Source organism: Modestobacter versicolor (genome assembly GCF_041028285.1).
Lineage (GTDB): Bacteria > Actinomycetota > Actinomycetes > Mycobacteriales > Geodermatophilaceae > Modestobacter > Modestobacter versicolor_A.
Window position 1 is genome coordinate 551674 of sequence record NZ_JABGDB010000001.1, and the last position, 14789, is coordinate 566462.

Here is a 14789-nt window from a genome sequence, read left to right on the forward strand (position 1 = left end):
CGGACGACGCGAGGAGCGACCATGCCCGAGGTACCGCAGCCGGTCACCGACAACACCATCAAGGTGCGCCAGCTGAGCCACTACCAGTTCAGCTGGACCGCGGGGGAGCCCGGCAAGCCCGGGACCTACACCCTGCAGCTCGTCCTCGACCAGGGCGCGTGGGAGGAGGTGCTCACGCTGGACCCCGACGACGCCGACAACCTGCAGGACCTGCTCACCAACACCGGCACCGTGCACTACGACGTCGAGCGGCGCGTGCTGCTGTTCGGCGTCACGCCGGCCGGCAGCTGAGGGAGGACCCCACTGCCCCCCACCGCTCGCGAGCTCGCGGCGGGGCCCTGCAGTGGGGCCATCAGGGGAGCGGGAACGGCTCGTCGCTCGGAGCTGGGAGGTCGCCGGCCACGGTGGCGGTGACGGTCATCGCGTCCAGCGTGGCCCGCCCGCCGAACAGCGACAGGAAGGCGGTGTCGGCGGCGTCCCGGCCGTGGCAGATCCGCACCAGGCTCGAGGTGGGGGCCAGCCGGGTCGCGTCCACGGTGCGCCACACGCCGTCCACGTCGGCCTCGACCACGGCGTGGAAGTCCATCGGCGACAGCCCCGGCGCGTAGACCGCCACCAGCCGGGCCGGCACCTCCAGCGCGCGCAGCAGTGTGACGGTGAGGTGCGCGTAGTCCCGGCACACGCCCTGGCCGAGCAGCAGGGTGTCGACGGCGGTGTCCACCGGGCGGCTCGACCCGGAGGTGTAGACCAGCCGTCGGCCCACCCAGGCCGCGACGGCGGCGACGAGCTCGGACCGCGGCAGCGTCCGGTCGAACTCCGTGCCGGCGTACCCCTCCAGCTGGTCGGACGGGCAGTACCGGCTGGGGCGCACGTACTCGGCCCACTCCGCCGGCGTCACGGTCCGCGGCGGACCGGCGGCGTCGACGTGCGCGGTGTAGGCGATCGTCGTCTCGCCGGCGGCGAGCTGCAGCCGGTGCACCCGGGCGCCCGGGACGGCGAGCTCCTCCGCGGCCACCGGCTGCCCGCCGGGGAGCACGGTCAGCTGCTCGGCGGTGGGTGCGGCCAGCGCGACCTGCAGCAGCGCGGTCGCCGGCACGGGGGAGGAGACGGTGAGCGAGCAGGCGACGTCGGTGCGCATGCCCGGTGAGTCTGCTGGCGGGGTGGCCTGCCCGGCCAGCCCACCGGCCTGTGCGCTCGGCCACGCGCGAGTGGTGCCGCCGCCACTCGAGCCCTGCCCACCGGGGTGGGCAGGGCTCGAGCGTGCCGGACCCCTCGTCCCTGCCGGTGAGCGCGCGTGGTGCAGTAGAGGGCGTGCAACCGGGGAGTGACCGTCGGACGTGGCAGCGCTACATCGCGCTGGGGGACTCCTTCACCGAGGGGCTGAGCGATCCCGCCGCCGCCCCGGAGGAGTTCCGCGGCTGGGCCGACCGGCTCGCCGGGCACCTGGCCGACGCGTCGCCCACCGGGTCGGTCGAGTACGCCAACCTGGCCGTCCGGGGCCGGCTGCTGCCGCAGGTGCTGGCCGAGCAGGTGCCCGTCGCGCTCGCGGCGGGGCCCGACCTGGTCAGCCTGGTGGCCGGCGGCAACGACCTGCTCCGCCCCGGCGCCGACCCCGACGTGCTCGCCGCCGACCTCGAGGCGGCGGTGGTCGCCTTCCGCGAGGCGGGCGCCGACGTGCTGCTGGCCACCGGCGTCGACCCGCGGCAGACGCCGATCATCCGGCGCACCCGGGGCCGGGTCGCGGTGTTCAACGCCCACCTGTGGTCGATCGCCGCCCGGCAGGGCGCCGTCGTCCTGGACCAGTGGGGCGCCTCGTGGATCCAGGACGCGCGGATGTGGGACCCGGGCGACCGGATCCACCTCACCGCCGAGGGGCACCGCCGCACGGCGCTGGCCGCGGCCGCCGCGCTCGGCGTGCCCGTCGGCGGGGACGACACCGACTGGCGGACGCCGCTGGAGCCTGCCCCGCCGCTGCCCCCGCGCGAGGTCCTGGCCCAGGAGTGGGCCTGGGTGCGGGGCTTCGTGCTGCCCTGGATCGGCCGCCGGTTGTCCGGCCGTTCCTCCGGTGACGGGCGGGCTCCCAAGCGACCGCAGCCGGAACCGTTGTGGGCTACCTTGTCGCCTGTGACCCGATCGTGACCTGAGAGCCCATCCGGTTCTGCCACACGGCCCGAATCCCTGTCGTTGCCTCACCCGCTCGACGACTGGGAGTAGTCATGTTCAGCAAGAGCGCCACCCGCAAGAGCTTCGTCGCTGCCGCCGCACTGAGCGCCGTCGTGGGCCTCTCCGCCTGCAGCAGCAACGACACCGCCACCGCTCAGGCCGCCGACGGCTCGAGCTCCAGCGCCTCCTACGGCCGCCCGGCCCCGGCCGCCACGGTGCCCGCCATCCCCGGCGGCACCACGGCCGTCGCCCTGGACGCCGGCTTCACCGACGCGCTGACCCAGCTGGGCCTGACCCCCGGCGTCCTGGGCGGCGCGACGCTGGACGGCGCCACCGGCACCGTCACCTTCCCGATCACCGGCGGCGCGGTCACCCTGTACGACCGTGAGAGCGGCTACCGCCCCTGGGTCCAGGGCACCGTGTTCCACGAGGGCAGCGGCCTGAGCCTGGCCGCCGGCGGCACCACCGTCGAGCTCTCGGACTTCACCATCGACCCGGGCAAGCCGGCCCGGCTCTTCGGCAACGTCTCGGTCAACGGCCAGCTCGCCGTCCCCAGCGCCCCGCTGTTCGACCTCGACGGCAGCACCCTGTCCGCCCCGAGCATGGACGCCGACGGCTCCGCGGTGCTCGACGGCACCACGGTGAAGCTGTCCCCGGAGGCCGCTGAGCTGCTGAACACCACGTTCGGCACCGACGCGCTCGCCGGCGGGTTCGTCATCGGCGCCGCGACCATCACGGTCGAGACGAAGTAGGCACCGAGCCCGCCCAGCGGGCCTGCTCGAGCCGACCGGCGCACCTGCCGGTCGGCTCGAGCCGCGTTCAGGCCCGGTCGCCCACCTGCGGCAGGTCGCCGGTGCTCGGCGGGCCGAGCCGCTGCTGGAAGGACTCCAGCCACGGCCGCAGCCCGGACAGGTCGCTCGGGTCGGCCGCCAGCGAGCGCAGGTCCCCGAGCTCGCCCGCCTTCCGCGGTTCCGGGACGGCGGACTCCGCCACCCCGTTGGCGGCGAGCAGCTCGCGCAGTTCCAGGAAGGCCCGGGAGGGACGGAAGACGGCGGGGTCGAAGTCGGGCGCCGCGGCCGCCGTCGGCCCCTCCGGCTCGTCGTCCACGGTCGGGTCGTCCCCGACCTCGTCGACGGCCTCGTCGGTCTCGTCGTCCGGCTCGTCGTCGGTCTCGTCGTCCTCGTCGGCGGCGTACACCGGCAGGTCGAAGGCCCCCCGGCCGTCGAAGTACGACGGCGACTCGAACGCCACCACCGACGCGTAGGGCAGCTCGGCGCCGGCCGGTGTGCTGACGTCGTCGGGCGCCACCAGGACGTCGGCCGCGGCCGGGAGCTCCCCGGTGACCGCCTCGGTCCCGCCCGTGGTCGCGGTCCCGGTCGTGGGCAGCGTGAACGCGTCCAGCTGCGGCACCGCGGCCGAGCGGAGCGAGGGGCCGGTGTCGGCCTCCGGTCCCCACTCGTCCTCGGTCAGGTCGCCCAGCCCACCGGTCGGGTCGACGGCGGGACCGGGGGCCGGCGCACCGACGTCGGCGGCGTCGATCGGCACGGAGAGCTGGTCGAGCTCCCGGGCCGGCAGCGGTGCGGGGCGGCCGAAGGCGTAGCCCTGGGCCATCGCGCAGCCGTGGTCGAGCAGCCACTTCGCCTGCTCGCCGTCCTCGATGCCCTCGGCGATCACCTGCAGGCCCATGCCCTGGCCGAGCTGGAGCAGGCCCTGCACCAGCGCGGCGGTGGCCGGCTGGGTGACGACGTCGGCCACGAACGACCGGTCGATCTTCACCGTGTGGATGGGCAGCCGGTGCAGCGCGGTGATCGCGGAGTAGCCGGTGCCGAAGTCGTCCAGCGCCAGGGTCACGCCGGTCCCGGTGACGGTGTCCACCGCGTTCAGCGTGGCGTCGGCGGCGAACAGCGCCGTCGACTCGGTGATCTCCAGCTCCAGCCTGTCCGGGGCGAGCCCGGACTCGGCCAGCGCATCGGCGACCAGCTCGCTGAAGCCGGGCTCGGCGAGGTGCCGGGCGGAGATGTTCACGTGCACCCGCAGGTCGGGCGCCCAGCCGGCGGCGTCCCAGCAGGCCTGGTGCAGCACCCACGCACCGAGCCGGGAGGTGAGCCGGTTGTCCTCGGCGGCGGACAGGAACGCGGCCGGCGGCAGCAGGCCCCGGGTCGGGTGCTGCCAGCGGATCAGCGCCTCGTAGCCGAGCAGGTGCTCGTCGGACAGCGCGACGATCGGTTGGTAGAACAGTCGCAGCTCGCCGGCCTCCAGCGCGTGCCGCAGGTCGGTCTCCAGCTGGAGCTGGTCGACGTAGCCCTCGCCCAGCGCCTCGTCGTGCACCTCGATGCGGCCGCGGCCGCCGCTGGCCTTGGCCCGGGCGAGCGCGCTGTGCGCCTGGCGCAGCAGCGCCTCGGGGGCCAGGTCCGAGCCCAGCGTCATGCCGACGCTGGCGGACAGCGTGATCTCCCGGTCGTGCACGTGGAAGGGCTCGTCGAGCACGCCGAGCAGCCGGTCGGCCAGGGTGCGCAGCGCCTCGACGTCCTCGACCTCGTCGGCCAGCACGAGGAACTCGTCGGCCCCGAAGCGGACGGCGGTGTCCTCGACCCGGGTGCTCCAGCGCAGCCGGTCGGCCACCTGGCACAGCAGCTGGTCCCCGCCCTCGTGGCCGAGGGAGTCGTTGACCGCGGTGAACCGGTCCAGGTCCAGGTGCAGCAGGCCGACCAGCGTGCCCCGGCGCCGGGAGGCGGACAGGGCGTGCTGCAGCCGCTCGGACAGCGCGCGGCGGTTGGGCATGCCGGTGAGCGGGTCGGTGAACGCCCGGCGGACCAGGTCCTCCTCCACGCGGCGGCGGTCGGTGACGTCGACCATGGTGAGCACCACGAACTGCGGCTCACCCGTGGTGCGCCGCACCAGGTCCTGCGACTGGTGGACCCAGATGCTCTCGCCGTCCGCGCGGCGCAGCCGGCGCTCGCCGACCACCTCCAGCTGCGGGTCCAGCAGCGGCGTGCCGGGCTGGTGCTCGGCGGCGCGGTCCTCCAGCGGGACGTCGTCGGGGTGGGTGAGCAGGTCCAGGTGCCGGCCGACGAGCTCGGCGGACGTCCGGCCGGTCAGCTCGCACATCGCCGGGTTCACCACGAGCATCCGTCCGCCGGGGTCGACGACGGCCTTGGCGACGGGGGCGGAGAGGAACAGGGCGCGGAACAGCTGGCCCCGGTCGGCCAACAGCACATCGGCCGCGCGCAGCCGCGGCCCGGCAGCGCGGGCGGGCCCGGAGGCGCCCGACGACTCGGGGGCGGAGGTGGTCACCGGACCAGGGTCGCCCATCGGGGGCCCGCAACCCGGGAACCCGGGCCGAGGACATGTGTTCGTGCCGTCACTCCTGGTGACGGGTCGACCCTCCGGTCACACGCTTCTCGTTGTGCCACACCGGACGTGCCGCGCCCATGCCGACGGTGCCGCCTGCCGGCGGGACGCCGGGGCCCGGACGACGTCGCAGCGCGGGCCGTCGGCGGACCCGCGCGCCGGGAAGACCCGGTCGTGACCGAGGAGCTGCACCAGGCGGTCGACCGGGCGGCTGGTGCGGACCAGCCGCAGGCTGCGGCCGGAGGCGACCGCCAGGGCGTGGGCGCTGCTCAGCGCCCGCACGCCGCCGACGTCGCAGAACGTCACCCCGGAGGTGTCCACCTGCCAGCGCGGGGCGGGCCCGGTGGTCAGCACGGAGACGGCGTCGAGCAGGTGGTGGGCGGAGTCCCGGTCGAGCTCACCGGCCACGCGCACCGAGGCGCGGGCCAGGTCGACCGAGACCGACAGCGGAGCGACCTGCTGGGGACCGGTGGGGGAGGACGGGAGGACCACGGAACTCCTGGGGACGGGGGCGGGGGCGGGCGGCCGGTGGCGGGGTGCGCAGCGGGCACCTGCCGGCCACGCGATCGCGTGGACGGGCCGTTGTCCGACCCGGTCCCCGACCGTAGGCGCGGGGCCCGACGACACGCCAGGGCCGCCGGGCGGGGAGCGGCGGCCGGGCGTGTCGTCAGCCGGCGCTCACTCGGCGACGGTCACGCCCGGGGAGAAGGCGACCCAGCCGGCGAAGTCGGTGCCCACCCGGTCGACCGCGGAGGGCTTCAGGTCCGGGTAGCTCCACGCGCCGTCCTTGGTGGTGCCCTCAGGGGTGACGACGTCCCAGTACTGCGCCGCGCCCTTCCACGGGCAGGTGTAGGCGGTCGGGCTCTCGGTGAGCGCACCCGGGCTGATCGCCGACGGCGGGAAGTACCAGTTGCCCTCGATCTTGACGAGGTCGGACTGCGGGGCCTCGGCGACGACGGTCCCGGCCACGGTGGCGCGCATGTGCTGCTCCTCGGTTCGATGGGTGTCCCTCACCACACGCCAACACGGCCGGCCGCCGTCCTCATCCCGTGGGAACAGCCGGGCCCCCCGCCGACGCTGAGCCGGTCAGACCAACGAGAGGTGAGTGCGGTGCAGAAGCGGATCGGGTTCCTGTCCTTCGGGCACTGGCAGCCCATCCCCGGTTCGCAGGTGCGGACCGGGCGGGACGCCCTGGTGCAGAGCGTGGAGCTGGCGGTCGCCGCCGAGGAGCTCGGGCTGGACGGTGCGTACGTGCGGGTGCACCACTTCGCCCGCCAACTCTCCTCGCCGTTCCCGCTGCTGACCGCGATGGCGATGCGCACCAGCCGGATCGAGGTGGGCACCGGCGTCGTCGACATGCGCTACGAGAACCCGCTGTACATGGCCGAGGAGGCCGCGGCCGCCGACCTGCTCAGCGGAGAGCGGCTGCAGCTCGGCGTCAGCCGGGGCTCACCGGAGACCGCGCTGCGCGGCTCGGAGGCGTTCGGCTACGTGCCCGCCGACGGCGACGACGCCACGCTGGCCCGGGAGAAGACGGCGCTGTTCCTGGCCGCGATCAGCGGGACGACGGTCGTGGACGCGGACCCGCGCACGACCGGCGGCCCCGCCGGGCGGCTGGCCGTCCAACCGCAGTCCCCGGGTCTGCGCGAGCGGATCTGGTGGGGCTCGGGCACCCGCAGCACCGCCGTCTGGACCGCGCAGCAGGGGATGAACCTGATGAGCTCGACGCTGCTGGTGGAGGACACCGGGGTGCCCTTCGACCAGCTGCAGGCCGAGCAGATCGCGCTGTACCGGGCGGCCCGGGCCGACGCCGGCTGGGCGCACGAGCCGCGGGTGTCGGTCAGCCGCAGCGTCATGCCGATCACCACGGACCTGGACCGGCAGTACTTCGGGACCGGCCGGGACGGCGGCGACCAGGTCGGCGTCCTCGAGGGGGTGCGGGCCCGGTTCGGCAAGAGCTACGTCGGCGAGCCCGACCAGCTCGCCGAGGACCTGGCCAAGGACGCCGCCGTGCGGGACGCCGACACGCTGCTGCTGACGGTGCCGAACATGCTGGGCGTGGACTACAACGCCCACCTGCTCGAGACCGTCGTCCAGCACGTGGCGCCGGCCATCGGGTGGGTGCCGCCCGCCCTGCGCTGACCGGTCAGCGGGTCGGCATCGACCCGGTGCTGGCCAGCTCCTCGGCCACCTCGAACAGCTTGCGGTTGACGTGGCTGGAGGTCTCGACGAGCACGGCGAAGGCCTGGCTGGCGGTCAGCCGGTGGCGCTCCATCAGGATGCCCTTGGCCTGCCCGATGAGGTCGCGGCGGTCGATGGCCGCCCGCAGGTTGGTCTCCTGCCGGGCGGCCGACAGGGCGACTGCGGCGTGGGCGGCGAAGACGTCACCGACCGCCTCGGACTCGTCGTGGAACGCGTGCGGGGACTCGGCGAAGAGGTTCAGCGCGCCCAGGGTGTTCCCGTCGGTGAACAGCTGGAAGGCCAGCAGGCTGCCGACGCCGACCTGCGCCGCCCGCGCCGCGAACCGTGGCCAGCGGGTCTCGGTCCCGAAGTCGGGCACGAGGACGGTCGTCTGCTCCCGGAGCGAGTCCAGGCAGGGGCCCTCGCCTGTCTCGGTCTGCAGGGCGTCCAGCGCGCTGGCCCGGGCGTCGGTCGCCGCCTGCGAGGAGACCCGCCGTCCGCTGACCAGGCTCACGCTCGCCCAGTCGACGCCGGGCACGCTGCGCACGGCCGCCGCCGTGATCGACGCCAGCGTGGCCGGCACGTCGCCGTGCTCGTGCTGCAGGGTGCGGGCCATCCGCCCCATCACCGCGCCGAGGTCACCGTGGTCGTCCGGGGCGTGGGGCCGTCCGGTCGTCGAGCCCGCTGCTGAGGCCGTCATGCCGCGACGGTAGCCCGCGCGGACGACCCGGTCACGCGCTCGTGCCGACGGTCATCCGGCGAGGAAGCGCCAGGTCCAACCCCCGGCGTCCCGGGTGTACTGCAGCCTTCGGCTGGCCGCGCCGTCCCCGGCCGCCCAGAAGGTCAGCTCCCGGGGCTGCAGCCGGTAGCCGGCCCAGCCGTCGGCCTGCCCCGGTGCGGGGTGGTCCGCCGCCCACCGCTGCACCCGGTCGGCGCGCGGCAGCGCGGCCAGCTCGTCGGTGTTGCACCAGGCCAGCCGGCGCAGGTGGTCCGACCGGGCCGCCCAGGCCGCGGCGAGGGACTCCGCGCTGTCGGGCACCACGTCCCCGCGGACCACGAGCTGCCGGGAGAACCCCTCCCAGAGCACCACCAGGGCCGCCCGCGGGACGGCGGCGAGCTCGGCGACCTTCCGGCTGGTCGCGGAGGTGTGGAACGCGAAGCCCGTCTCGTCGAAGGCGGACAGCAGCACCGTGCGGGCGTCCGGCCAGCCGTCGGTGCCGACCGTGGCCAGGGTGGCGCGGGGCCGGTCCGGGTCGTCGTCGGCGGGCAGCCAGTCGCGGGCCAGCACCAGCGGGTCGGCCGGCGGGGTGCCGTCGGCGTGCAGGTCGAACACCCCGACCGCCGCGCTCACGAGACCGCGCCCTTGGTCGGGCCGTCGTAGTCGGGGTTGAGCTTGCCGGGGTTGAGCAGCCCGCGCGGGTCGGTGGTCCGCGCCGTCTCGAGCGTGCGGCCGAGCTGGAAGTCGACGTTCCACTGGTGCGGGTCGTGCACGCCCACGCCGAGCTCGCCGAGCGCCCGGATGCCGGCGCGGACCTGCTCGGGGCTGCGGTAGACGCCGGCGAGCATGCCGATCGGGCCGCTGTGCCCCATCTCCTGGTGCAGCAGCCCGCCCTCGTAGACCGCGTGCACCTCGTCGACCCGGTCGATCAGCGCGGCGCCGGCGACCTCCAGGTGGAAGTACACGCCCGGCGCGCTCTTCTGCAGCCACTCGATGGGGTGGTTGTAGCTGAGCATGCTCAGCGACAGGGCGGTCTGCGCGCCCTCGCGGACGTCCTCCACCCGGCCGCCGCCGGCCACCACGATCTCGCCGGCCCGCACCACGGTCCGCTCGTCGGCGATCAGCCGCACGCTCGCCCGGCCCTCGGGCAGCGCCGGGTCGGCCGGCAGCGCCGCGGTCATCTCCGGGGTGTCGGCCGACACCAGCCGCGGCGTCGGGTCCAGCGCCGCGAGGTCGCGCAGCACCGCCTGGGCGCTGCGGAAGTCCGGGAAGCTCGCGTACACCCCGCGCCAGTCCTGCAGCGGCTCCAGCCGCACGGTCGCCCGGGCGATGATCCCGGCGGTGCCGTAGTTGTGCACGAACCGCTGCGCCTCCTCGCCCTCGACGTGGACCAGCTCGGGCGACCCGGTGGCGTGCACGACGTCCAGGGCGGCGACGAACCCGGCGTCGTTCGTGCCGTGCACGAGGCTGCCGGTGCCGCCCGACCCGCCGGCCAGGAAGCCGCCGATCGAGGACTGCGCGGTCGAGGGGTACATCCACAGCTGCTGGTCGGTCGCGTGCGCCGCCCGCTCCAGCGTGACCATCGGCGTCCCTGCCTCGGCGGTGACGAACCCCTCGCCCACCTCGACGACGGCCCGCGCGCGCGACAGGTCGAGCACCAGCCCGCCGGCCATCGGGATGCCCTGGCCGTAGTTGCCGGTGCCCTTGCCGCGCGGGGTCACCGGCACCCCGAGCCGGACGGCGGCGGCGACGGCCTCGCCGACCTGCTCGGCGGTGGTGGGGAAGGCGACCAGGTCGGCCAGGCCCAGCGGCAGCAGCTCGCTGATGATCGGGCTCATCCGGCCGCCGTCCACCGAGGCCCGCTCGCGGGCGCGCAGCTCGCTGGTGACGTTGCGGGCGCCCAGCAGCCCGGTCAGCTCCGCCTCCAGCTCGGCGACGGTGGTGGACGTGGGAGGCGAGGCGGAGAGGGTCACGGCCCGATTGGAACGCCCGGCGGTTACGGCCGTGTGACCTCTTCGGGTCATCGGCGTCCCGGGCCGGATCCGTGTGCAGAATCCGGCCGGTGAGCTTCTTCTCCGACGTCGAACGCGACCTCGTCGTCGCCGCCCGCACCGAGCTGGCCGAGGGCGTGCTGGCCCTGGACCTGGTCGCGCACAACGGCAGGGACCTGCCCGCCTGGACCCCCGGCTCGCACGTCGACGTGCTGCTGCGGCCGGGCTGCGAGCGGCAGTACTCGCTGTGCGGCGACACCGCCGACCGGTCCCGCTGGCGGGTCGCGGTGCTGCGCGAGCCGGCCGGTCGCGGCGGCTCGGTGGCGCTGCACGACGACGTCCGGGTGGGGGACCGGCTGCGGGTGCGCGGGCCGCGCAACCACTTCTCCTTCGAGGTGACCCCCGGCACCGCGTACCGGCTGGTCGCCGGCGGCATCGGCATCACCCCGCTGCGTGCGATGGTCGCCGCGGCCGAGGAGGCCGGGGCGGAGTGGACGCTGGACTACGCCGGCCGCTCCCGGCGGGCGATGGCCTTCGCCGACGACCTGGCCGCCGCCCACCCCGGCCGGGTGCGGCTGCACGCCGCCGACGAGGGCGGCCGGCTCGACGTCGCCGCGCTGCTGGCCGAGCCGCGCGCCGACACCGCCGTCTACGTGTGCGGCCCGACCCGGCTCATCGACGCGGTGGAGGCCGCCGCCGTCTCCTGGCCGGCGGCGGCGCTGCACACCGAGCGGTTCGAGGCCAAGGAGTTCGGCGAGCCGGTGTGGCCGGAGCCGTTCGAGGTCGAGCTCGCGCTCTCCGGCGGGGAGGTCACCGTCGCACCGGGGCAGTCGGTGCTCGACGCGGTCGCCGGCGCCGGGGTCGTCGTCCTGTCCTCGTGCCGGGTGGGCACCTGCGGCACCTGCGAGACCGCGGTGCTGGAGGGCGCCGTCGAGCACCGCGACTCGGTGCTCACCCCGGCCGAGCAGGAGGAGGACACCGCGATGATGATCTGCGTCTCCCGCGCCGCCGGCCCCCGCCTCGTCCTCGACCTCTGACCCACCCCGCCCACTCCCACGCGTGGTTTCGCGCGTCTTCCCACGCGTGGTCTCGCGCGTCTTCCCACGCGTGGTTTCGCGCGTCTTCCCACGCGTGGTTTCGCGCGTCTTCCCACGACGGGGGGCGGCGGGCGGGGTCGTCACGCCGGCGAAACGGGCCGGGAACACGGGCGGGTGAGCCTGCCCCGGTGACCGCGCCGGCCTGCCCGAAGACGATGACGCACGGTCCGTGCGGCGGGGTCGCGGCCGACGGGGGCTGCGAGGTCGCCCCCGGACCCTGCGTGTTCCTCGACCGGCCGACGGTGCGCTGGTCCGGCGCCGACGGCCCGGCACCGCGGACGACGGTGCACCCGCTGCTGGCGCTGATGCGGCAGCGGCCGGTCGTGGTCGCCGACCTGCCCGCGGCGCCGCTGTCCCGGGAGTCGCTGGAGCGCAGCGTCGACGTGCTGGCCGGCACCGTGGACGCCGTCCTGCTGGGTGACTCCGGCGGCGCGCGGGTGCAGTTCCCGCCGGCCCACCGGGTCGCGCTGGTGCAGGCCCGCGGCGTGCCGGCCTGGGCCGGGCTGACCTGCCGCGACCGCAACCGGGTGGCCCTGGAGGGCGAGCTCGCGGCGCTGGCCGACGTCGGCGCGGCGGCAGTGCACTGCGTCACCGGCGACCACACGGCCCTCGGCGACCGCCCCGACGCGCAGCCGGTGTTCGACCTGGACTCCACCGAGCTGGCCGCCCGGGCCGCGGCCGCCGGGCTGCTGGTGTCGGTGGCCGAGGCGCCGGCCGGTCCGCCGGTGCAGCGGCGCCCGCACCGGCTGGCCGAGAAGGTCCGGGCCGGCGCGCAGGTCGGCGTCGTCAACCACTGCGGCGGGCCGGAGGTGGTGGCCGAGTTCGTCGCCGCCGCGGTCGCCGCCGGGGCCGACGTCCCGTTCGTGGTGTGCGTGGCCGTCGCGCTGGACGCCGCCTCCGCCGCCGAGCTGCGGCGCTTCCCCGGGCTCGTGCTGCCCGACCGGTACCTCGACGCCGTCGAGACCGCCCGCGACCCGGCCCGCGCCGGGATCTCCGCCGCGGTCTCCCTCGCCGAGGCCCTGCTGTCCATCCCGGGGGTGCGCGGCGTCGACCTGTCCGCCGTGTCCCCGCCGGGGCGTGAACTCACCACGGCCGGTGCGCTGGCCACGATCGGGAGGGCCCTCTCATGAGCCTGCTGCTGCAGTCCGCCACCGACCTGGACGGCCGCCGGGTCGACGTCCGGGTCGACGGGGACGTCGTCGTCGCGGTCGCCCCCGCGCTGCCGGTCCGGCCGGACGACGACGTCCGCGACCTCGCCGGGCACCTGCTGCTGCCGGCGCCCGCCGAGCCGCACGCCCACCTGGACAAGGCGCTGACCAGCCACCGCGCGCCCAACCGGACCGGTGACCTGGCCGGGGCGGTCACCGCGATCCGCGAGATCGCCGCCGACTTCACCCACGCCGACCTCGTCGAGCGGGCCACCCGCGCGGCGCTGGAGTACCTGGCCAACGGCACCACCGCGATCCGCACCCACGCCGACGTCGGCGCCCACTCCGGCACCCGGCACGTGCGGGCGCTGGTCGAGGTCCGGGAGGCGCTGGCCGGGCTGGTCGACGTCCAGGTGGTCGCGCTCGCGTCGTCCCCGTGGACGCCCGAGGAGGCGGTGGACAACGCGCGGCTGCTCGAGGAGGCCGTCGAGATGGGGGTCGACCTGGTCGGCGGGGCGCCGCACATGTGGCCCGACCGCGACGCCGGGCTGCAGCTGTCCTTCGACGCCGCCGTCCGGCACGGCCTGCCGCTGGACCTGCACACCGACGAGACGCTCGACCCCACCGCGCAGGGGCTGCTCGCGCTCGCCCGGCGGGTGCTGGCGACCGGCTTCGACGCCGGCGCCACCGCCAGCCACTGCGTCAGCCTGGGCGTGCACCCGCTGGCGGTCGCCCGGGCGACCGCGGCCGAGGTCGCCCGGGCCGGCGTCGGGGTGGTGGCCCTGCCGCAGACCAACCTCTACCTGCAGGGCCGGGACGTCGACGTCGCCCGGCCGCGCGGGCTCACCGCGGTCCGCACGCTGCTGGACGCCGGGGCGACGCTGGGCGCCGGCGGGGACAACCTGCGCGACCCGTTCAACCCGATGGGCCGGGCCGACGCCTGCGAGGCCGCCTCGCTGCTGGTGACCTCCGGGCACCTGTCCACCCGCGAGGCGTGGACGGCGGTGAGCGCCGGTGCCCGGGCCTGCATGGGCCTGCCGGAGCCGGCGGTCGCGGTGGGCTCGGTGGCCGAGTTCGTGGCGATCGAGGCGGAGAGCCTGGACGCCGCCGTCGCCGGTGCCGGCACCGCCCGGGTCGTCGTCTCGCGCGGCCGGGTCGTCGCCTCGACCCGGGTGTCGCGCGAGGTCAGCGGAGCGCCGGCGGCAGCTGTGGCGCACTCGTGAGGACGGCGCGCGCCGTTCACCGACGGCACACGCGGGCGAAACAGACGACGTCGAAGGTGGGTGCCGTCCGCACCCCGGACCGGTGCCGGCACCGGTCCCCGACCCAGGGAGCTGCCGATGAGCGCACCCGCGCCCACCGTCCCCGCCGCGGCCACCCGCGAGCGCGTGCTGCACTTCCGCGACGTCGCCAAGGCCTTCCCGGACGGCACCGTCGCGCTGGAGGGCGTCGACCTGGACATCCGGCGCGGTGAGTTCGTCACGGTCGTCGGGCCCTCCGGCTGCGGCAAGAGCACCCTGCTGCGGATCGCCTCGGGGCTGTCCCCGGCCACCGGCGGCGACGTCGAGATCGAGGCGGCCCGGATCGGCTACGTCTTCCAGGACGCCACGCTGCTGCCCTGGCGCTCGGTGCTGAAGAACGTGCAGCTGCTCGCCGAGCTGCACGGGATGAGCTCGACGGCGACCAACCAGGCCTCCCGCGACGCCATCGACCTGGTCGGGCTGAACGGCCACGAGAAGAAGCTGCCGCGGGCGCTGTCCGGCGGGATGAAGATGCGCGCCTCGCTGGCCCGGTCGCTCACCCTCGACCCGGACCTGTTCCTCTTCGACGAGCCGTTCGGGGCGCTGGACGAGATCACCCGCGAGCGCCTCAACGACGAGCTGATCCGGCTCTTCCACGCCAAGGGGTTCGGCGCGCTCTTCATCACCCACTCGGTGAGCGAGGCGGTCTACATGTCGACCCGGGTGCTGGTGATGAGCGGCCGGCCCGGCCACATCGTCGACACCTTCGACGTCCCGTTCGGGGCCGACCGGACGCCGGAGCTCCGCTTCACCCCGGAGTTCGCCAAGCTCGCCGGCGAGGTCTCGCACGCCCTCCGGGCGGGTCACTCGTGACCGCCGTCGAGCACCGCCCCGCGAGC

General features: G+C 75.7%; 15 protein-coding genes. 8 read left to right on the top strand and 7 right to left on the bottom strand.

Going from position 1 to position 14789, the window contains the following annotated elements; all coding sequences use genetic code 11:
* Positions 1-21: 21 nt before the first annotated feature.
* Positions 22-291 carry a hypothetical protein gene (locus HL054_RS02845; RefSeq protein ID WP_110552142.1) on the top strand — a complete coding sequence of 90 codons (270 nt, stop codon included), beginning with the start codon at positions 22-24 and terminating at the stop codon, positions 289-291.
* Between the two features lie 61 nt (positions 292-352).
* Here HL054_RS02845 and HL054_RS02850 read toward each other — a convergent pair whose 3' ends face one another.
* The gene (locus HL054_RS02850; RefSeq protein WP_369137195.1) at positions 353-1138 is read right to left on the bottom strand and encodes a transglutaminase-like domain-containing protein; all 786 of its coding nucleotides are present in this window, start codon (positions 1136-1138) and stop codon (positions 353-355) included.
* A 173-nt stretch (positions 1139-1311) separates the two neighbouring features.
* Between HL054_RS02850 and HL054_RS02855 the strand changes: the two genes are divergently transcribed.
* A complete protein-coding gene (locus HL054_RS02855; RefSeq protein WP_369137197.1) occupies positions 1312-2139 on the top strand; it encodes an SGNH/GDSL hydrolase family protein in 828 nt (275 codons plus the stop codon).
* A 77-nt stretch (positions 2140-2216) separates the two neighbouring features.
* The gene (locus tag HL054_RS02860) at positions 2217-2915 is read left to right on the top strand and encodes a hypothetical protein (RefSeq protein ID WP_369137198.1); all 699 of its coding nucleotides are present in this window, start codon (positions 2217-2219) and stop codon (positions 2913-2915) included.
* Positions 2916-2982: 67 nt separating this feature from the next.
* Here the strand turns inward: HL054_RS02860 and HL054_RS02865 are convergent, their stop codons facing one another.
* From HL054_RS02865 to HL054_RS02875, 3 genes are all read right to left on the bottom strand, one after another.
* Positions 2983-5457, bottom strand: a complete 2475-nt coding sequence (locus HL054_RS02865) for a putative bifunctional diguanylate cyclase/phosphodiesterase (RefSeq protein ID WP_369137199.1) — start codon at positions 5455-5457, stop codon at positions 2983-2985.
* A gap of 96 nt (positions 5458-5553) precedes the next feature.
* Positions 5554-6006 (bottom strand): STAS domain-containing protein, encoded by a 453-nt coding sequence (locus tag HL054_RS02870; RefSeq protein ID WP_369137200.1) that lies wholly within the window; start codon positions 6004-6006, stop codon positions 5554-5556.
* Between the two features lie 186 nt (positions 6007-6192).
* Positions 6193-6495 carry a DUF427 domain-containing protein gene (locus HL054_RS02875; protein ID WP_369137201.1) on the bottom strand — a complete coding sequence of 101 codons (303 nt, stop codon included), beginning with the start codon at positions 6493-6495 and terminating at the stop codon, positions 6193-6195.
* 129 nt (positions 6496-6624) lie between these two features.
* Between HL054_RS02875 and HL054_RS02880 the strand changes: the two genes are divergently transcribed.
* Positions 6625-7656 (top strand): LLM class flavin-dependent oxidoreductase, encoded by a 1032-nt coding sequence (locus HL054_RS02880; protein ID WP_369137202.1) that lies wholly within the window; start codon positions 6625-6627, stop codon positions 7654-7656.
* Positions 7657-7660: 4 nt separating this feature from the next.
* Here the strand turns inward: HL054_RS02880 and HL054_RS02885 are convergent, their stop codons facing one another.
* The 3 genes from HL054_RS02885 to HL054_RS02895 are packed head-to-tail and all read right to left on the bottom strand — an operon-like array spanning position 7661 to position 10386.
* Positions 7661-8395 (bottom strand): GAF and ANTAR domain-containing protein, encoded by a 735-nt coding sequence (locus HL054_RS02885; protein WP_369137203.1) that lies wholly within the window; start codon positions 8393-8395, stop codon positions 7661-7663.
* A 51-nt stretch (positions 8396-8446) separates the two neighbouring features.
* The gene (locus tag HL054_RS02890; protein ID WP_369137205.1) at positions 8447-9046 is read right to left on the bottom strand and encodes a pyridoxine/pyridoxamine 5'-phosphate oxidase; all 600 of its coding nucleotides are present in this window, start codon (positions 9044-9046) and stop codon (positions 8447-8449) included.
* Positions 9043-10386 carry an FAD-binding oxidoreductase gene (locus tag HL054_RS02895; RefSeq protein ID WP_369137206.1) on the bottom strand — a complete coding sequence of 448 codons (1344 nt, stop codon included), beginning with the start codon at positions 10384-10386 and terminating at the stop codon, positions 9043-9045. The genes HL054_RS02890 and HL054_RS02895 overlap by 4 nt, the downstream gene beginning before the upstream one ends.
* An 89-nt stretch (positions 10387-10475) precedes the next feature.
* Here HL054_RS02895 and HL054_RS02900 point away from each other — a divergent pair, with 89 nt between their 5' ends.
* The 4 genes from HL054_RS02900 (at position 10476) to HL054_RS02915 (ending at position 14763) form a co-directional block, all read left to right on the top strand.
* Entirely contained in the window at positions 10476-11441 is a 966-nt protein-coding gene (locus HL054_RS02900; RefSeq protein WP_369137207.1) for a PDR/VanB family oxidoreductase, read from the top strand.
* Between the two features lie 188 nt (positions 11442-11629).
* Positions 11630-12631, top strand: a complete 1002-nt coding sequence (locus HL054_RS02905; protein WP_369137208.1) for a methylenetetrahydrofolate reductase — start codon at positions 11630-11632, stop codon at positions 12629-12631.
* Positions 12628-13872, top strand: coding sequence for an amidohydrolase family protein (locus tag HL054_RS02910; protein WP_369137210.1), 1245 nt, complete (start codon positions 12628-12630; stop codon positions 13870-13872). Before HL054_RS02905 ends, HL054_RS02910 begins: the two co-directional genes overlap by 4 nt.
* Before the next feature lie 117 nt (positions 13873-13989).
* On the top strand, positions 13990-14763 hold the full coding sequence (locus HL054_RS02915; RefSeq protein WP_369137211.1) for an ABC transporter ATP-binding protein: 774 nt from the start codon (positions 13990-13992) through the stop codon (positions 14761-14763).
* Positions 14764-14789 lie beyond the last annotated feature (26 nt).

Excerpts from the sequence above, each read along its gene's own strand:
- HL054_RS02850 (WP_369137195.1), bottom strand. The coding sequence starts at position 1,138 with ATGCGCACCGACGTCGCCTGCTCGCTCACCGTCTCCTCCCCCGTGCCG.
- HL054_RS02910 (WP_369137210.1), top strand. The coding sequence starts at position 12,628 with ATGAGCCTGCTGCTGCAGTCCGCCACCGACCTGGACGGCCGCCGGGTC.
- HL054_RS02860 (WP_369137198.1), top strand. The coding sequence starts at position 2,217 with ATGTTCAGCAAGAGCGCCACCCGCAAGAGCTTCGTCGCTGCCGCCGCA.
- HL054_RS02915 (WP_369137211.1), top strand. The coding sequence starts at position 13,990 with ATGAGCGCACCCGCGCCCACCGTCCCCGCCGCGGCCACCCGCGAGCGC.
- HL054_RS02845 (WP_110552142.1), top strand. The coding sequence starts at position 22 with ATGCCCGAGGTACCGCAGCCGGTCACCGACAACACCATCAAGGTGCGC.
- HL054_RS02875 (WP_369137201.1), bottom strand. The coding sequence starts at position 6,495 with ATGCGCGCCACCGTGGCCGGGACCGTCGTCGCCGAGGCCCCGCAGTCC.
- HL054_RS02885 (WP_369137203.1), bottom strand. The coding sequence starts at position 8,395 with ATGACGGCCTCAGCAGCGGGCTCGACGACCGGACGGCCCCACGCCCCG.